The sequence below is a fragment of the Asaia lannensis NBRC 102526 genome (assembly GCF_024054035.1).
Classification (GTDB): Bacteria; Pseudomonadota; Alphaproteobacteria; order Acetobacterales; family Acetobacteraceae; genus Asaia; species Asaia lannensis.
In genome coordinates this window covers 82,397-99,395 of the sequence record NZ_JAMXQU010000010.1, presented here as the reverse complement: position 1 = coordinate 99,395, position 16,999 = coordinate 82,397, and the positions used below count along the sequence as shown (strand labels likewise).

Here is a 16,999-nt window from a genome sequence, read left to right as displayed (position 1 = left end):
GGTAGGAAAGCCCAACCATCCGCCGGGACGAAAGCCTGTTACCGGTCGTGTGTCTTACTGGTCGTATATCGGGCGAAGCGTTTTGCCCGTCGCTGCAGCGGGAGCCTGTGGCGCGGCGCTGCTCAGGTTTTCGAAGCTTTCAGGATGCTGTGAGATGTTCACGCCGCCGACGGGCTGCGGATGGTGCAGATCGTCATATTGCAACGGTGCGATGGAAAGCGTCTGATCCATTGTCGGCAGGAGTTTGACGTTCCAGCCGCCGCCGAGGGCGCGTATCAGGCCGATATCCGCCTGATAGAGGCGTGTTGCGACCTCGATCTGGTGGATGCGTGTCTCCAGTGTCTGGACCTGTGCGAAAATCGCCTCGAGATATGTGCCAATACCACCCTGATAAAGCGTCATGGTCATGTTCTGCGTGGCCAGTGTGGCATCGACCGCCTTTTCGAGTGTGCGGTTTTCCTGATCGAGACGGCTGGTACGCGACAGCCCGTCTTCCACTTCGCGGAAGGAATCCAGCACCTTGCTGCGGTAATTGTCACGCGTTTCGCGATAGGCCGACCAGGCATGCTGGAGTTCGGCGCGTCTCAGGCCGCCCTCGAAAATGGGGAGTTCGAAGGAAGCGCCGTAGGACCAGAGTGAATTGGCGAGATTGGCGAGATCGAAACCGTTCTGCGCAAAACCGCCGCCTGCCTGAAGCGAGACATGAGGATAGAATGCAGCGCGTGCGATGCCGATCTCGCGATTGGCCTGTGCCATTTCGCGTTCAGCACTGGCGATATCGGGGCGACGCTGGAGTAGCTCGGAGGGAATGCCTGCCGGCAGGTTTGGCTGGTGGAAGCCCATGACCTGGGTCGGTGCGATATGGAATGACGACGGCGACGCATTGGTCAGAATGGCGATGGCGTGTTCCGTCACCTCGCGTGCAGCCTGCACGTCGAGCTCTGCAGCCTGTGTCGAATAGAGCTGGGCCTGGGCACGGGCAACATCGAGACGCGGTGCGGCCTGGTTCAGCAGCTGGTTCTGCGTGATTTGCAGAGCCTTCTGATAATAGCCGATTGACTGGTTATAGATGGCGATCTGGGCATCGTAGCCACGCAGCTGGACGTAATCCGACGCGAGCTCAGCCTGAAGGCTCAGGCGTGACATCGCAAAATCGGCAGCTTTTTCCTGCGCGTACTGCTTTTGTGCACGGACATGGTTGCGTATGGCCGACCAGAAATCGGGCTCCCACGACGCGAGGCCATGATATTCCTCATCCGTCTCGGTAACGTTGCCCTTGTAGCGGAACAGGCGGTCTTCCGACTGCTTGTTGTCGAATGCACCGGCCCCGAGGGCCAGATGGGGCAGCAGCTCGGAGCGGGCCTGCACCACAAGCGCACGCGCCTGGATGAAGCGCTCTGCCGAAGCCTGAAGATCGGCGTTCGACGTTGTGAGCGTCGCTTCCATTTCGTTCAGAAGCGGGTCGTTCAGCAGCTTCCACCAGTCGGTGGGCAGGGTCGTATCAGCCGGGGTCGCCTTGGCGAAGGGGCCCTGACCGTGCCAGCTGGCTGGCACGATGAAGGTGGGCGGCGTGTAGGTTGGCGCGAGGTCACAGGCTGACAGGCCAAAGGCCGTCAGAACCGTGCCGCAGGCCAGAGCCAGCTTTCTGATCTTGTTTGTGCTCATTCCGAGGCCCCGAATCCGGACTGGTTGTAGCCGCGCTGCGGTGTGGTGACGTTAACCTTGTCACCTTCCAGCAGATCGGCTGGCGGGTTGGCAATGATACGGTCCTTGGGGTCGACACCGGCCTGGATTTCGGTTGCGGTATCTGCCATGCGGCCTACGACGACTTTCTTGAAATGGACCGTGTTGTCGTCATTCACGACGACGACCTGCATGCCTTTCTCCTCGAAAACGAGGGCCGAAGTCGGAACTTCGTAAAGATGAGCCGTTTCGTTATGGGCCTTGAGCTGGACAGAGGCAAAGGTGCCGGGCCACAGGGTTTCACCGGGGTTTTCCATGGTGAATTCCGAGGTCACGGTGCGCGTGTTGGGGTCATAGCCACGTGCTGTGGTCAGGAAGCTCGCATGGAACTTCTTGTCCTTGAACTGGGGCACGCTGACATCGGCGGTGATGTCGGGCTGCAGGATATAGGAAAACACCTCGGGAACGGAGACGAACAGACGCAGCTTGTGGACATCTGCCACAGTGAAAAGCTCGGATGCGCCGCCCGTCGCGTTGAGATTGCCGCCGCCATCATGAACGTAATCACCCACATTGATGCTGCGCGATGTCACGATGCCGTCGAAGGGGGCCACGATGGTCTTGAACTTTTCCAGTGCGGCGAAGTGGTCGACGTTGCGTTGTGCGGCATCGACTTCGGCTCTGGCCGACTGCTCATTGGCATTCGAGACCGAGACGGACTGACCGGAAACCGACTGTGACTTGCCCATGGCGCGCCAGCGTTCGGCCGTGACAGCGGCGAGGTGGTATTTGGCCAGCACCGCGTTCAGATCGGCCTGAGCCTGGGCATATTGAGCATCGAGCGCGGGCGCGTTGATTTCTGCCAGCGCGTCGCCTGCCTTCACATGGGCACCGTAATCCTTGAACCACATTTTCACGTAGCCCGAAACCTGCGGATAGATCGGGGCCTGGTACCAGGCATCGATATTGCCGGGCAGGGTCAGGGCGACCTTGTCGGGCGACTGGATGGGGTTGAGCACGGCCACATTGGGAATGGCGTTCTGTGACGTCTCGGTGGCGAGGGCGTGATTGTGGTGGACGCGACCGACAACAAGTGCGCCGACCCAGAGCGCGAGGACGCATCCTCCCGCGATGGCGATGGTCTTGGGGGAGGTGGCCATTAGACGATTTCCTTCTGGCGGGCAGAGCGGTTGTGCAGGATCGCGTAGACGCAGGGCACGAAGAGCAGGGTGGAGATGGTAGCGACGATCAGGCCGCCGATAACGGCGCGACCGAGCGGCGCATTGGTCGAGTTGGATGTTGCCATCGGGATCATGCCGACGATCATGGCGAGTGCGGTCATGAGAACCGGACGGATACGACCGTAACCGGCTTCGATCGCAGCGCGCAGGGCATCGCCATGGACTTCGAGGCGCTCACGGGCAAAGGAGACCACCAGGATCGAGTTGGCCGTTGCCGTACCCATGCACATGATTGCACCTGTAAGGGCCGGAACCGACAGGCGTGTGCCCGTCAGGAACAGGGCCCAGGCAATGCCGCCAAGCGCGCCGGGAAGTGCTGTGATGATGATGAACGGGTCCAGCCAGGACTGGAAATTCACGACGATCAGCAGATAGATCAGCACGACGGATACGCACAGACCGAAGACGAGCTGGACATAGGCACCATGCATGGTGGTGGCCTGACCGTGCACATCGACTGCCGTGGTGCGCGGCAGATTGGACGCATCCTTGGCGATGGTGTCGTTGACGGCATCGAGCACATTGCCGAGATCGGTGCCTTCGACATTCACATAGATATCGATTTCAGACATCGAGTTGTAATGCGAAACCTCGCCCGGTGTCCCGGTGGGGACGATGTCGGCGATAGCGCCCAGAAGCTGTGTCTGGTCGTTGGGATCGCCATCGCCCTTGTCGACAGGGACGGTGAGCAGATCGTTCAGATGGGTGAGCTGATCCTGCGACGTGTAGACGTTGAGCGGGAAGGTCACGTTATCGACCGGATCGAGCCAGAACTGCGGATCGACCACGCCCGAACCTGCCAAGGTCAGGAGTTCGTTGGTGGCAAGATCGTTTTCGCTCAGGCCGGTTGCCTGCGAGAAGGTACGGTTGCCATTCACCATGAGGGTGGGTGTCGACATGGTCTGCTGGATGACAACATCGGCCGTGCCCGGGATCTGGCGGATCTTGCCGATCAGGTGCTTGGCGTAGTTGTAGTTATCCGCAACGCTTGGGCCGGAGAGCTGGATGTCGATCGGTGCGGCCGATCCGAAATTCAGGATCTTGTCGGTCAGATCGGCGGGCTGGAAGGTGAAGACCGTGCCGGGGAAACGTGCCGAGAGATCCTTGCGGAGCAGGGCGCGGTAATCCCAGACGGGGGACGCCTCATTCTTGAGCGCGATGGTCAGGTCGCAATCCTGTGTGCCGATGGTCGGCGTTGGGATAAAGGCCTGATTATGCGGTCCTTCAGGCAGGCCGCAATTGGAGATGATGTTTTCGACCTTGCCCGGCAGGAGCTGATTGATGCGGTCGTCGACAAGGGCGGCGATGCGGCCTGCAACCTCGATACGGGTGCCGAGCGGTGCACGCATGTGCATCTGCAGCGAGCCGGATTTGACCTCGGGGAAGAAGTCGCGACCTGCCACAGTGTAGAGGCCCATGGAGGCGATGGAAATCAGAAGGAATACGCCAACGAACATGCCTCGGCGCGCGACACAGCGCGCGAGAAGCGTGTTGTAGCCTTCACGGAAGCTGTTGAAGCGATGCTCGAAACCGCGCTGGAATCGACCGAAAAAGCCCTTCGGCGCCGGAGCATGGTCCTCATGTCCGTGAGCGTGATGGATCTGACCGGCAAGCAGAAACTTTGCCATCGTCGGCACGAGGGTGCGCGACAGGATGAAGGATGCGATCATGGCGAACATGATGGCGAGTGCCATGGGCATGAAAAGATAGCCCGCGACCCCCGACAGCTCGAAGAGCGGCAGCCAGACGATGCAGATGCAGGTGGTGGAAACGAAGGTCGGGATGACGATCTGGTTCGCAGCATCGATGATGGCGAGTTCGAGATCCTTGCCCATTTCGAGGTGGGTATCGATGTTCTCGATCATCACGGTGGCATCGTCGACGAGGATGCCGACAGCCAGCGCCAGACCGCCGAGGGTCATGATGTTGATGGACTGACCGGCCCAGCCGAGCCCGATGATCGAGCAGAGAATGGCGAGCGGGATCGACGTGGCGATAATGACCGTGGAGCGCCACGAGCCGAGAAACAGCAGCACCACGATACCGGTCAGGATGGAGGCCGTGATCATTTCACGCACCACATCCTTGATCTGCTCCTTCACCATTACAGAAGCATCGGCGAGGATTGAGACCTGGACGTCCGGAGGGAGAATGGCGCGCAGGCGCGGTAGCAGGGCCTTGGTGGCGGAAACCACATCCAGCGTGGACGCCGTGCCACCCTTCTGGGTGATCATTTCGACCGCCTGGCGGCCCTTGACGAGCACGAGGTTGGTCTGGGGATGACCGCCACGATACACATCGGCCACGTCACGAATATAGATGACAGCATTGCCCACACGCTTGACCGGGATATTGGCGATGTCTTCCATCGATTCCGGGGCGGCGTTCGTCTGGACCATCCAGTCCATTGCGTCGATCTTCTGATCGCCTGCGGGAAGCACGATGTTCTGGGCGGTGAGGGCAGCCTGAACGTCGGCGGCAGAGAGGTGATGGGCGCGAAGCTGTTCCTGGTTGAGCGACACCATCACGAAGCTGTCCATGCCGCCATAGGGATGGGCGACGACAGCACCGGGAACGGTAGCAAGAAGAGGGCGCACGCGAATGACGCCGAGCTTGAACAGATCGGACGGAGTCTGTTTTTCGGAGGTGATCTGAAGCGCGATGACAGGCACCTGCGAGGGGTCGAGCGCCACAATCATCGGGGCCGGAACCTTGGGCGGCAGGCCGAGGAGGATCGTCTGGGAAATGGCCGTCACTTCTGCTTCTGCCGTGCCGACAGGGGTGCCGGGCTGGAAGTAGATGTTGACGATCGAACGCCCGTAATAGGAGTTCGACTCCATATGCTCGATATTCTGCACAGTCGTCGTGACTGCCAGCTCGAAATTATAGGTGATTCGTCCTGCAAATTCGTTCGGTAGCAGACCCGGATAGGTCCAGATAACCGAGACGACAGGTACCTTGATTTCGGGGAATACGTCGGTCGGCGTTTTAAAGATCGACATGATTCCGAACATCAGGATCAGGATCGAAAAAACGACGAAGGTCAGGGGCCGCCTTAAGGCAGTTACGACGATGGCGTTCATGAATTCATGCGCTCTCTTCTCTTGCGAAGGGAAGATGCCTTACGGCAGATTGTGTTGTTTCATTAATCCGAATTAACATTAAGAAAATGATAGCGGCTGCTTGCAGCGCATCATTACTTATCCAGATCACTCATCTTCGGATCGTATAGGCGCTGACATAAAATGTCGCATAAATGTTGTTTTACAAACCTGTGACAGTATCAGCTTTGACCAGCGTCATGGCCGATCGCCACAGCCTATTCTTGACATTATGGCTCAATGCCATTAATAAGACGTTAATCGTCCAGGAGTCGGACTGACTTCAAGGCGCAGCTGGTCGGTTAATGCTGATCAAAACGCAATGGCGCGAGGCGCAGGGAATGCTTGGGAACGGGATACGTTCTTGTTTTGTTCTTGCTGCGTCCGGCTTCAAGCGCTATGTCTGCGTGTGAAGAAGGCTGTTTTCTGGATGTGCGATGAAAACAAGGACGCTAACAATGGTCCCCATCTTGTCTCCTGGGCGGCTCAGGCATGTCGGAAGATGTGTTTCTGTCCCTGTGAAACGCCTTGTCCTGCTGCTGGAGCACCAACTCTGGGTGCAGAGCGGCAAGACGAAGGGCCATTTCCTCATCCGTGCGACCGTTCAGGACGCCCTTCAGAAGAAAATCGGTCGAGACCCGAAGGCGATTGGACAGAGACATGATGAGAAAGACGCTCGGTGCACGATCGCCTTTTTCGATCTTGTTCAGGGTCGAGGCATCCACGCCTAGAAGGCGCGCGCATTCGCTCTGATTGGGAAAGACGAGTTCGCGTGCCCAGGTGATGCGTTGCCCAATGGCGCGTTGAACAATCGCAAGTGAATCAGGGCGTCTGTTTTTGGCCATGGGACATTCATAGCAATGGCTCATTGCCAAATCCAGTGGCTTTTTGTTCATCCAGTCAGCGTCTCCATTAGTGGCATTTTGCCAAATAATGCAATGATCGGAGAAAGGTCAGATGAGGATTTCGAAGGACAGGCCCGGACGGGGGAAAGCCTTTCGGGCCACAACCGGCGAAGAGCTTGTCGCCCTGCTCGCGAGGAAGGATCGAGACGCTGAAAAGTCAGTGTCCCGCCCTGTGGCTGTTATGGAAGAGGAGCGTGATGAAACGGGTGCCCTGCCTGCAGGGCATTGTGTGACCTGGGGGGCTTTATGGCGCGGCGAGCAGATGCCGGTTTATCGCGATGTCTGCGGATATGGGCGATGGCTTCCCCGTAGCTGAGTACGCTGGTGCAGAACTCGACACGAGAAAAAGACACCGGGTGACCGGGGGCGTTACAAGCGAGGTAGATCATGAAAGACAGGGCACATCCGGTTTGTAACGATAACGCACCGACGGCAGAGCGCATGAAGCGTAACCGCTTCAGGAGAGAGGGAGAGGCGCTGCGTCTCTGGTCTACCGTGCGTTGGCTATACGACGCTGGCGATATCGGTGACGACGAGGTGACGGCAGCGCAGCGATGGCGCGCCGAATTCGACTATGCCGAGAACGGTATTGTTGTGGCTGCGATTAATGGGCCGCCCGTCGAGAAAGGCGACATCCACACCTGGATGCTGGGACGCGGAAAATGCGCCGCGCGTTTACGTCATCTCCGGCAGGTTCTGGGCGCCAGCCTGTATAGCCGGATCGACATGATGTTGGTACGTGACATGAGTTTCCCCGATATGGCGCGGCTCATCTATCCTGAATGTGTGCGTGCTCAGGCCAGGACGAAGACCGCAGCGCAATGCGCCCTCGCCCTCGAGCGGCTGTCAGAGTATTATAGAAATAAATAGATTGCATTATTATAAACAATGATGTATAGTTATTCTATAATAAATAAGTAGCGCAAATGAACATTTCCAACATAAACATTGGAGATGTGGTGTTTTGCCGGAACGGTTTTTTCATCGTTGTCGCTACCTCTGCGAGAGGAACTGTTCTGTGTCCTTTGGTAGGCTGCTCGGAATTGCGTCATCGTGCCGATCTCGATCTGTCTCTGCTCGATATTGCCGAGGCCAATCTGCCTTCTCCTTATATGAGAGTTAGGGCAGTGCCTCGCGTATATAGAAAAGGCCCACTGGTAAGACTGGGTTCGGTGCCATGGGCATGCGCCGATCTGATTTCGAAACGGATGACGCATGAATTACGTCAGCGGGATCGGCAGGGACCGTGATTCCACGGGTGTGTGCGTCTTTCATCGTGCAGACGAAGTGCCATGCGGGGGTTAAGTCTGGATACAGTCATATCAACGGCTATGCGCCTGAATCTGAATGGCGGGTCTTTGCGTTGAAGGACGAAGGAACCGTTGCGTCAGGATGCGTATCGAGGCGCCCTGTTCGACGTAAGCGCCGATGCACGGCACGGGTCGGAAAAAACCGATATTTACCGACAAACATCATATCCATATAGAAACATAATGGAGCTGAAATGACATGCAAGCGCGCCATTCGTAAACGACCCGAAAGCGCTTTGCTTCGGAGCACGTTTCTCGAGACGCTTCGCAGGACAGCGAATGTCTCCGATGCAGCGCGTGCCGCCGGTATAGATCGCAAGACGGCCTATAACTGGCGGCGGGATAACGCGCTGTTTTGCGATCAGTGGAAACAGGCGCTGGAAGAGGCGGCGGATGTTCTGGAGGCGGAAGCACGTCGCCGTGCGATCGAGGGATATGATGAACCTCTGATCTATGGCGGTCGTTTGATCTGCGATGCTGAGGGCAGGCCAGTGATCCGGAAGCGTTACAGTGATGGGCTGCTGCGTATGCTTTTGCGAGCACATCGCCCTGCGCAATATCGCGACGGACGAACAGAAAGTACTGAGCCTGTACCGGCGCCGGTCCTGATTGCAGGTGATGACATTCTCTGAGCGGGGTTTTTCTCTTACCCCTATTCAGGAGGAAGCCAATCGCCTTCTCGGAGGGCGTGCGCGTCATATTTTTCTGCGAGGTGGATCGCGCTCAGGCAAGACGTTCATTCTGATCAGGGCGCTAATCGTCAGGGCCTTGCGTGTGCCCCAGTCACGTCATGGCGTTTTTCGCTTTCGCCAGATTGCGTTGCGCGCGAGCGTCATACAGGACACTTTTCCCAAGGTCATGCGCTCCTGTTTCCCGCATGTTGACTATAAATGGGACTGGCAAAGCAATCGGGTCGTTTTCTCAAACGGATCGTCGATCCTGTTTGGCGGACTGGATGATTCTGCACGAACCGAGAAAATCCTGGGTCTGGAATTCGCAACGATCTATCTGAACGAGGCAAGCCAGATCAGCTACAATGCCCGCAACATGCTGCTGACGCGTCTTGCGCAGCGTTGCGCCCTGATACCGCGCGAATACATAGACGCCAATCCTCCCGCGACCGATCACTGGCTCTATGCTCTTTTTGAGGGCGGCGTTGAGCCACGCTCGGGTATTCGTCATGCAGATCCGGGACTTTATGCCTCTATGGTCATGAATCCGGAACATAACCGGGTCAATCTGAGCGAGGCCTATCTCGATCAACTCGAGGCTCTGCCGGAGCGTGAACGAAGACGCTTTTTACTGGGTGAATACCAGACCGTTATCGAAGGCGCATTATGGCGTATGGAATGCTTCCGGCGTGAGGAAGCGGTGACGGAGCAGGAGCGCGACAGGGTCGTATCGCAGATGCGACGTGTCGTGGTGGCTATCGATCCTTCCGGGGCATCGGGTCCTTCGGATCTGGATTGCGACGAAATCGGCATCATCGTTGCAGCCGTGGATCGTGAGGGCATCGGTCATGTACTGGCGGATTGCTCGTTACGTGACACGCCAATGGCGTGGGCACGACAGGCCATACAGGCGGCATCGCTCTGGCAGGCAGACAGAATTGTCGCAGAGCGCAATTTCGGTGGGGCTCTTGTCGAGGCCACGCTGAGAAGCATCGACCCCAAGGCATCGCTCAGAATGGTGACGGCCTCACGCGGGAAAACGGCACGCGCAGAGCCCGTTGCCGCATTGTACGAACAGGGGCGTGTCGTTCATCGTGGTCGGTTTCCGTCGCTCGAAACGCAGCTCTGTCTTTTTTCGACGAAAGGCTTCGGAGGAACCACATCGCCCGATCGGGCCGATGCTCTGATCTGGGCCCTGACCGATCTGATGATCGATCCGCAACCCGCACGTGGACGATGGCAGGATCAGGGGTGGTTCAGCCTCTCGAGATAGGAGGTTTTTAATGGATTGGGTGGCTTTGCAGCGTCGATATGAGACACCCGCAGGACTTGCCCCTCGCACGGCGCGGCTCTTGGCCCTGCAACGCGTTCTTGACGGGACCCAGTACGACGTTCTGCCCTATCCGTTTGCGACAGAGCGTAATCCGGCAGGGGAATATATTCCGTTGTCGCAACGCAGGCCTTCGGTGCGTACCAATCTCTGTCGCACTGTGGTGGATGAAGCGGTGTCGCTTCTGTTCGGGAACACGCATTGGCCCCTCGCCGTCTCCAGATGCGGAGAGACCGCCGATGCGATGAACCGCTTTGCAAGGGAAGCAGGATTGCCTGTTCTGCTGATGCAGGCTGCCATTCGGGGATCTGTAGGGTCAGTCGCGCTGCTTGTGGAGCTCATCGAGGGGCGGCCGCATGTGCGTATGCTGGAAACGGCGTATCTGACGCCGGAGCGCGACCGGTCGGGTACGCTCGATCATGTGACGGAGCGTTATATCGTGACCGGAGGCGACCTTGTGGCGAGTGGCTACAGGATCGATCCTGCGTGCCATGCCACGCGATACTGGTGGCAACGGCGCTGGACGCGCGGAGTCGTACAGTACTTCATACCGCAGCCTGTCGATCAGACTGGCGATATGCAGGTGGATCATGGGAGGTCGTTCCCTCATGGAATGGGGGTTGTGCCGCTCGTCTGGATCAGAAACCTTGGCGGCATGGCGGACGAGCCTGACGGCGAGTGCAGCTTCGAAAAAGCGATCGATACGGTAATCGAGGCGGATTATCTGCTGTCTCAGGCGGGGCGTGGCCTGAAATATGGATCCGACCCGACTCTTGTGCTCAAGACGCCCGATATTCCCGATGGTCTCGCCCGACAGGGAGGGGCCGCCACGGCATTGACCTTGCCGCCTGAGGGCGATGCCAAACTGCTTGAAATCAACGGCGCTGCTGCCGGTGCGGTTCTGGCACATTACAGGGAATTGCGTCAGCTCGTGCTGGAGCAGTTGCATGGTAATCGCATGCATGGCGACCGTCTGGGTGTTCCCCAGTCGGGGCGGGCCATGGAGCTGATGTGCCAGCCCCTGATCTGGCTGACGGATCGTTTGCGCGGATCGTACGGCGAAGGGGGAATTCTGCCGCTTTATCGGCTGATCTGCCATTTGTCAGGAATTCTGCCCGACGGAGTTCGCATCGGTGAAAATCACTATCGCGATCTCGACCCGGCATGTCTGTCACTGCACTGGCCTGCCTGGTTTACTGCGGATGAAGGGGAGTTGCTGCCCATGGCGCAAGGTCTGGGTACGGCGGTAACAAATGGCCTGCTGAGCCGCGAGACAGCTGCACGGCTTTTTGCAAGTGCGGCCGGTCTTGTCGATCCGGCTGGCGAATGGACGACGATCAGAACCGCTGAAGCGGCTGAAACGGACCCTCTGGGGATAGATGGAAATGGTGGATGACGTCGACGCGCTTCGTCTCGCTCTTGCTGAACGTATTGCTGAACGCGATGCCCTTGTTCAGGCGCACGAAGAAGAACTGGCGCGAATAAGGACCCAGGCGCGCGATACTGTCCTGACCGGGGCTTTGCGCGCGGAAGCCACCCGACAGGGTGCGCACGATCCCGATCTGGTGACGATGCAGATCGATCGCGCAACGATCGGATGGTCGGCGGAAGGGCTGCCGCTGGATGTGGAAAAGGCGATCAGCGCTGCACGCGCGGCGCGTGGTTTTCTTTTTCGTGAGACTGCGCCTGCAGAAGGCAAGGGGGCACCCCTGGAAAGCGGAAGCATTCCGAAGCCGGCAGCGATGCAGGGGCAGGATGCCCGTCTTTTGTCAGAGCCGGATTACACGGCGCGTAAACGGCAGTTTCTTGCCGGAATTATCTGAAAACGGGTCAGGGGATTTTATTGATGGGTATAGAGAATTTTCCCGAGCAGCTTCGTGCGGCCATTCAGCAAGGCTTTCTGGCGCGGGAATTCCAGACCGGGCTTCATGCCCGTCTGGGCTTTCGGGCCATTGCGGATCGGGAGGTTTTTCCCAACGCGATCGGCGAGACGCTGACAAAGACACGCAAAAGCCTCAAGGCTCCGGTGACAACCCCGTTGCAGCCCTCCGGCAATACGAATTTCGATAACGGACTGTCTCCGAGCGGCTGGTCGATCGAGCAATACACGCTCAGCATCAATCAGTATGGCGATACGATCGATCTGAATATGGTCACGACCGGCGTCGGGATTGCCTCGCAGTTTCTCGCCAATGCGCAGACGAACGGCATGCAGGCGATGCAATCGCTCGATCGTCTGGCGCGGAATGCCTTGTATGGGGGCGTGCCTGGTGGCGTGGGCGGCTATCTCGGAGGCAATACCCGCGTGAGCGTCTCGGCATCGGCCAAGGCGAGTTCGATTGCCGTGGATGATATACGCGGCTTCCAGTTCGTGATCGTGTCCGGTCTAGTAAGGCCGGTGAGCGCCAGTTCCGGTATGACCGTTACGGTGGGAAGTGGCGTTTATACCCTGGTGGGGGTCACGGCGGATGCGACGAACATCTCGACGGCTCCCGGCGGCGTGTCCGGTCAGCTGCTGTTTTCTTCGGCTGTGTCCGTAGCGGATGCGACGGCCGGAATGGCGGTTATCGCCTCGACGGCGCCGCTCGTGCTTCGACCCAATGGCAAGCGTACGACGGCCGATCTGAGAAGGGACGATGGCGATACACTCAGTATACAGCATGTTCTGGCCGGTGTGGCGGCATTGAGGCGCAACAATGTGCCGATGATCGATGGCGCCTATAATTGCTATCTCGACGATCTGCAGCTTCTTTCGCTGTTTCGCGATGCCGATTTCAAATATCTCTATCGTGGCGCTTATGGTTCGGAAGAGTACCGATCCGGTCAGGTGATCGAGCTCCTGGGTGTACGGTTCGTCCCGACGACTGAGGCTCCGCAGCAGGCCTCTCTTGGTGGAGGGGCGATCCATCGTGCCCTTTTGCTTGGACAGGGAGCGTTGATCGAGGGAGATTGCGCCTGTGTCGGGCATTCCGACATTCCAGACGCGGAACGCGCCTTGATCGAGATTGTGGACGGTGTGGCAATGGTGACGCGTGAGCCGCTCGATCGCCTGAAGCAGATTATCGCGCAATCGTGGTACTGGATCGGCGGGTTTGCCCTGCCCACCGATGTGACGGCCAATGCGTCGATCATTCCTACGGCGACCAATGCCTATCTCAAGCGCGGCGTGGTGATCGAGAGTCTCGGTACGGATGCCGCATGAGCGACGGGTGTCTGGCGGCGTGTGGCCCGACACCATCCGGTGAGGTGCTTGACGACGAAGAGAAAGCCGAGATCCGGCGTTTTTGCGGGTACGCGGCTTTAGGGGATGAGGCGAGCGGCGAGAGTTCTTGGCGCTTTTTCCAGAGTGCGGGGGTGCTCGAATTCCGTCTCAATACGCTTTCGGGCGTGGAACGGAAGAGACTGCGCTATTTTCTGAAAACACTTGCCCAGATGGAGCAGGCAATTCTGCATGCTTCGGACGCGCTCGATACACAGGCCGCATCGGTCTGGATTCGCAATACGCGTGAGCTGACCGAACGTGTGTGTCTGTTCGACTGGTGGAGACGTCGTGTCTGCAGCTTTCTCGGTGTTCCACCGGGGCGCGACCTTCAGGAGCGAGGCGGTATCGCAATCTGATAAACGCCCTTTCGCCAGCTTGGGGTGCGACAGGGAGCAGGAGGACCCTCATGCAAGCGATACAGGAAAAAGTCGATTTCAGCTTTGCAAAGGTGGCGCGAAAACTGGGCCGCAAGGCGCGCCATTATCGTCTGGTCGACCCGCTTTCCCCCCTCTCCATGCCATGCGGTATGTCCTGTCTCTGTGTCGATCTCGATCATGGATTTCGCCTGCGCAGACCGCGTGGATGGGCACAGGCCATGGCCTACGGGATCAGCGATGCGGCGTTACGCACAGGCGATCTTTTCGAGCAGGATGACTGTTTTTATTTTGTTGCCCAAACAGAACCGTTACGGCCGGCTTTGCTCGTTTGCTGCAACCGGCTCGTGTCCGTAACAGGAATGCGCGGGGCGGAGGGCCTGTATGTGGCGCGTTGCCCTGCAAGCCTGCGCCTGACAGGCAAGGGAGACGACCGTCGCAGTGGCATGCCTGGGGCCGTGAGATCGGGGAGCTATATGCTTCACCTCCCCCTGCTCCCAGGGTTCTGTCTCATGCCGTACATGCAGGTTACGGACGAAATCGGTGCCCGTTATCTGATCGATGCCGTCGAGCGTTCTGAATGCGGTTTCCGCGCCGTTCTCAGTATGCAGCAGGTCTGATCATGGGAGGGACAACCTTGATCACCCATGGGCTTGCCCTGTGCTGTGCCGCACGCATGCGGCAGATCGCGCAGAGCGATATGCGCTGGTCCGGAGAGGCTGTCATTTTCCGTGCCGGAGCACTGATGCCGTCGGATCTGTTTGCCTCGCCTTCGTTGAGAGAGGCTTTTTCCTATGTCACGATCACCCCGATGACGGTGGGATATGAGCGTCTTGCCACGCCGCTCGGACGGAACTGGAGCGAGGATTTTCGTCTTCCGCCCGTCATGGAGGTCAGTCCTGTCGTGTCGGGACTGTCGATCCGGCGATTATCGCCCAGGGCTGCGCCGGGTATTGTCGGTATCTTCTGGGAGAGAGGAGACGGGAAAACCTTTTCCGGATACCGGGTCGTGCAGGATGAAGAAACGCCGGAGGATGTCGTAGCGGCATTCTGCAAGGTATTTGCCGGCGCGAGGGCGGATGGGTCGGTACTGCGCGTCCCTTCGGGTCGTCTGGAAGCACAGGTGGCGGGTTATGGCCGATCGACGCGTCTTGCCAGCAGGCAGAGCCAGAGCTTTCGCCTGTCGATATGGACGGATCGACGCACCATGCGCACGGCTCTTGGGACGTTGCTGAACGACCGTCTCCTGCCGGAAGACTGGCTCGATCTTCCCGATGGGCGATGCGCCCAGATTATTTTCGACGGGGAAGAAGAGCATGACGAGATACAGACACAGATCCTGTTTCGTCGCGATATCCGGGTCAGGGTCATATGGGATCGGTGGGAAACGGACTGGACGCCTCAGATGATTGCAGGCGGCGGCTGGTTGCGAACGGCCGGATCGATCCAGCCCTTGGGCGTCACGCCGGGTAATGACCGATCCGAAATCCCCGTCGATACGCTTGTACGGCTTTCTGCCCAACAGGATATGCCGATGGATTATCGGGACTGGTGCGTCGATTCCGATGGCACGGTCATTTGGTCGCCATCTTCTGCAGGAGGCATTTCCTAACGAAAAAGGATAATTTATGCCGCAACTCATACAAAATGGTGCCCTCAATACGGCGGCGCTTCCTGTGCCGGATCTGTATATCCAGATTGCCCAGCCTGAAACGCTTCTTGTTTCAAGCGTCTCTTCCGGGTTGCTCGGTATTGTCGGAACGGCTTCATGGGGCCCAAAAGACGTGCCGACAGTCATCGGTTCTCTGGCGCAGTGTCGCGAAGTGTTCGCAGGCAAGCGCGCCACGCCCAATAACCTCAATATAGCGGTGGATGTTGCCCTGCATCAGGGGGCTAGCCAGTTCTGTCTTGTCCGGGTGACGGACGGTGCCGATACGGCAGCACAGGGAAGTCTGGGTAATGCCCATTTCACGGCCCGTTATACGGGATCGGCAGGAAACGGGCTGACGCTGACCCTCACGCGACAGAATTATCGCGAAGGCATGTATGTGCTCACTGTCTCGCATGAAGAACTGGGCGTTACAGCCTATACAGGATCGGACTGGAGTAGCCTTCAGGATGCGTTGAACAGTGATACGCGTGCTCTTGTACGGGTCGATCTGTCTGGCGATAGCGCGATCACCGATACAGGTTCTGTGCGACTTGGGGGCGGTAGCGATGGCGCCGACCCCAGACCCGAGCGCTTTATCGGATCTGCAGATGTCAGAACCGGTCTTTATGCCCTGACGAGTCAGGGGTGTGCCGTGGCAACGCTGGCAGGGCTGGGCGATACGACAGTCATGGCAGCCATGCTGGCTTTCGGTCGGGATGAGGGCGTTTACATGATTGCTGCCGGTCCGAAAGGCGAGAGTCCTGCACAGGCGGTGCAGGTCAAGAATGCGCTTGGATTGTGGTCTCATGCGCTGAAATACATGCATGGCGACTGGCTGTGGTGGAATGACGACACGCTCGGTCTGCAGCTTGTCAATCCGGCTCTTTTTGCAGCCGGTAAACTGGCCGCGCTTTCTCCGGAGCAGTCAGGGCTGAACAAACCTCTGTCGGGTATTGTCGGCAGCCAAAAAAACGGTCTTGAAGCAACACGTTTCGGGTATACGCTGGCTGAGCTTGGATTGCTGATCGAGAACGGGATTGATGTGATCTGCAACCCGTCTCCGGGTGGGCAATACTGGTCGATAAGGGCAGGGCATAACACCGCACAAAATGCCAGCGTACAAAGCGATGCCTATACGAGACTGACCAATTATCTGGCCCGCGCTTTGCAGGGTACGATGGGACAGTATGTCGGCAGTGTGATCAACGACACGCTTTTCGGCAATATACGCGCCTCACTGCTCGGGTTTTTATCCGGATTGCTGTCGCAGGGTATTCTGGGCGTGACGGGCGGGAGGCTGCCTTATGCCGTCGTGTGCGATACGACGAATAATCCGACGGATCGCATTGCCACTGGCTATGTGCAGGCCGACGTGCAGGTCCAGTATCAGGGGATCAACGAGAAATTCATTATCAATCTGCAGGGAGGCGCGTCGGTCAGCGTCAGCACTGCCAGCGGGAGTGTCTGAACC

The 16,999-nt window shown here is 58.3% G+C and carries 15 protein-coding genes; 11 read left to right on the top strand and 4 right to left on the bottom strand.

Annotated features, from left to right (window positions below):
• Positions 1 to 54: 54 nt before the first annotated feature.
• From NF685_RS12320 to NF685_RS12305, 4 genes are all read right to left on the bottom strand, one after another.
• The gene (locus tag NF685_RS12320) at positions 55 to 1,665 is read right to left on the bottom strand and encodes an efflux transporter outer membrane subunit (RefSeq protein WP_252849841.1); all 1,611 of its coding nucleotides are present in this window, start codon (positions 1,663 to 1,665) and stop codon (positions 55 to 57) included.
• Positions 1,662 to 2,843 (bottom strand): efflux RND transporter periplasmic adaptor subunit, encoded by a 1,182-nt coding sequence (locus NF685_RS12315; RefSeq protein ID WP_222548405.1) that lies wholly within the window; start codon positions 2,841 to 2,843, stop codon positions 1,662 to 1,664. Before NF685_RS12315 ends, NF685_RS12320 begins: the two co-directional genes overlap by 4 nt.
• Positions 2,843 to 6,007 carry an efflux RND transporter permease subunit gene (locus NF685_RS12310; RefSeq protein WP_252849840.1) on the bottom strand — a complete coding sequence of 1,055 codons (3,165 nt, stop codon included), beginning with the start codon at positions 6,005 to 6,007 and terminating at the stop codon, positions 2,843 to 2,845. The genes NF685_RS12315 and NF685_RS12310 overlap by 1 nt, the downstream gene beginning before the upstream one ends.
• A gap of 470 nt (positions 6,008 to 6,477) precedes the next feature.
• Positions 6,478 to 6,894 carry a helix-turn-helix domain-containing protein gene (locus tag NF685_RS12305; RefSeq protein ID WP_252849839.1) on the bottom strand — a complete coding sequence of 139 codons (417 nt, stop codon included), beginning with the start codon at positions 6,892 to 6,894 and terminating at the stop codon, positions 6,478 to 6,480.
• An 88-nt stretch (positions 6,895 to 6,982) separates the two neighbouring features.
• Here NF685_RS12305 and NF685_RS12300 point away from each other — a divergent pair, with 88 nt between their 5' ends.
• The 11 genes from NF685_RS12300 (at position 6,983) to NF685_RS12250 (ending at position 16,996) form a co-directional block, all read left to right on the top strand.
• On the top strand, positions 6,983 to 7,246 hold the full coding sequence (locus tag NF685_RS12300) for a hypothetical protein (protein WP_252849838.1): 264 nt from the start codon (positions 6,983 to 6,985) through the stop codon (positions 7,244 to 7,246).
• A gap of 71 nt (positions 7,247 to 7,317) precedes the next feature.
• Positions 7,318 to 7,800: a hypothetical protein gene (locus NF685_RS12295; RefSeq protein WP_252849837.1), complete on the top strand. Its 483-nt coding sequence runs from the start codon at positions 7,318 to 7,320 to the stop codon at positions 7,798 to 7,800.
• Positions 7,801 to 8,434: 634 nt separating this feature from the next.
• On the top strand, positions 8,435 to 8,872 hold the full coding sequence (locus NF685_RS12290) for a hypothetical protein (RefSeq protein ID WP_252849836.1): 438 nt from the start codon (positions 8,435 to 8,437) through the stop codon (positions 8,870 to 8,872).
• Positions 8,859 to 10,184, top strand: coding sequence for a phage terminase large subunit (locus NF685_RS12285; protein ID WP_252849835.1), 1,326 nt, complete (start codon positions 8,859 to 8,861; stop codon positions 10,182 to 10,184). The genes NF685_RS12290 and NF685_RS12285 overlap by 14 nt, the downstream gene beginning before the upstream one ends.
• Before the next feature lie 10 nt (positions 10,185 to 10,194).
• Positions 10,195 to 11,637: a phage portal protein gene (locus NF685_RS12280; protein WP_252849834.1), complete on the top strand. Its 1,443-nt coding sequence runs from the start codon at positions 10,195 to 10,197 to the stop codon at positions 11,635 to 11,637.
• Complete coding sequence (locus NF685_RS12275; protein WP_252849833.1) at positions 11,627 to 12,064, top strand: phage scaffolding protein; 438 nt, start codon at positions 11,627 to 11,629, stop codon at positions 12,062 to 12,064. Before NF685_RS12280 ends, NF685_RS12275 begins: the two co-directional genes overlap by 11 nt.
• Positions 12,065 to 12,087: 23 nt before the next feature.
• Positions 12,088 to 13,443: a DUF4043 domain-containing protein gene (locus NF685_RS12270; RefSeq protein WP_252849832.1), complete on the top strand. Its 1,356-nt coding sequence runs from the start codon at positions 12,088 to 12,090 to the stop codon at positions 13,441 to 13,443.
• Positions 13,440 to 13,859, top strand: coding sequence for a hypothetical protein (locus NF685_RS12265; RefSeq protein ID WP_252849831.1), 420 nt, complete (start codon positions 13,440 to 13,442; stop codon positions 13,857 to 13,859). The genes NF685_RS12270 and NF685_RS12265 overlap by 4 nt, the downstream gene beginning before the upstream one ends.
• 50 nt (positions 13,860 to 13,909) lie before the next feature.
• On the top strand, positions 13,910 to 14,497 hold the full coding sequence (locus NF685_RS12260) for a hypothetical protein (RefSeq protein WP_252849830.1): 588 nt from the start codon (positions 13,910 to 13,912) through the stop codon (positions 14,495 to 14,497).
• 2 nt (positions 14,498 to 14,499) lie between these two features.
• Positions 14,500 to 15,489, top strand: coding sequence for a hypothetical protein (locus NF685_RS12255; protein ID WP_252849829.1), 990 nt, complete (start codon positions 14,500 to 14,502; stop codon positions 15,487 to 15,489).
• Between the two features lie 16 nt (positions 15,490 to 15,505).
• Positions 15,506 to 16,996: a phage tail protein gene (locus tag NF685_RS12250; protein ID WP_252849828.1), complete on the top strand. Its 1,491-nt coding sequence runs from the start codon at positions 15,506 to 15,508 to the stop codon at positions 16,994 to 16,996.
• The last annotated feature ends 3 nt before the right edge of the window (positions 16,997 to 16,999 follow it).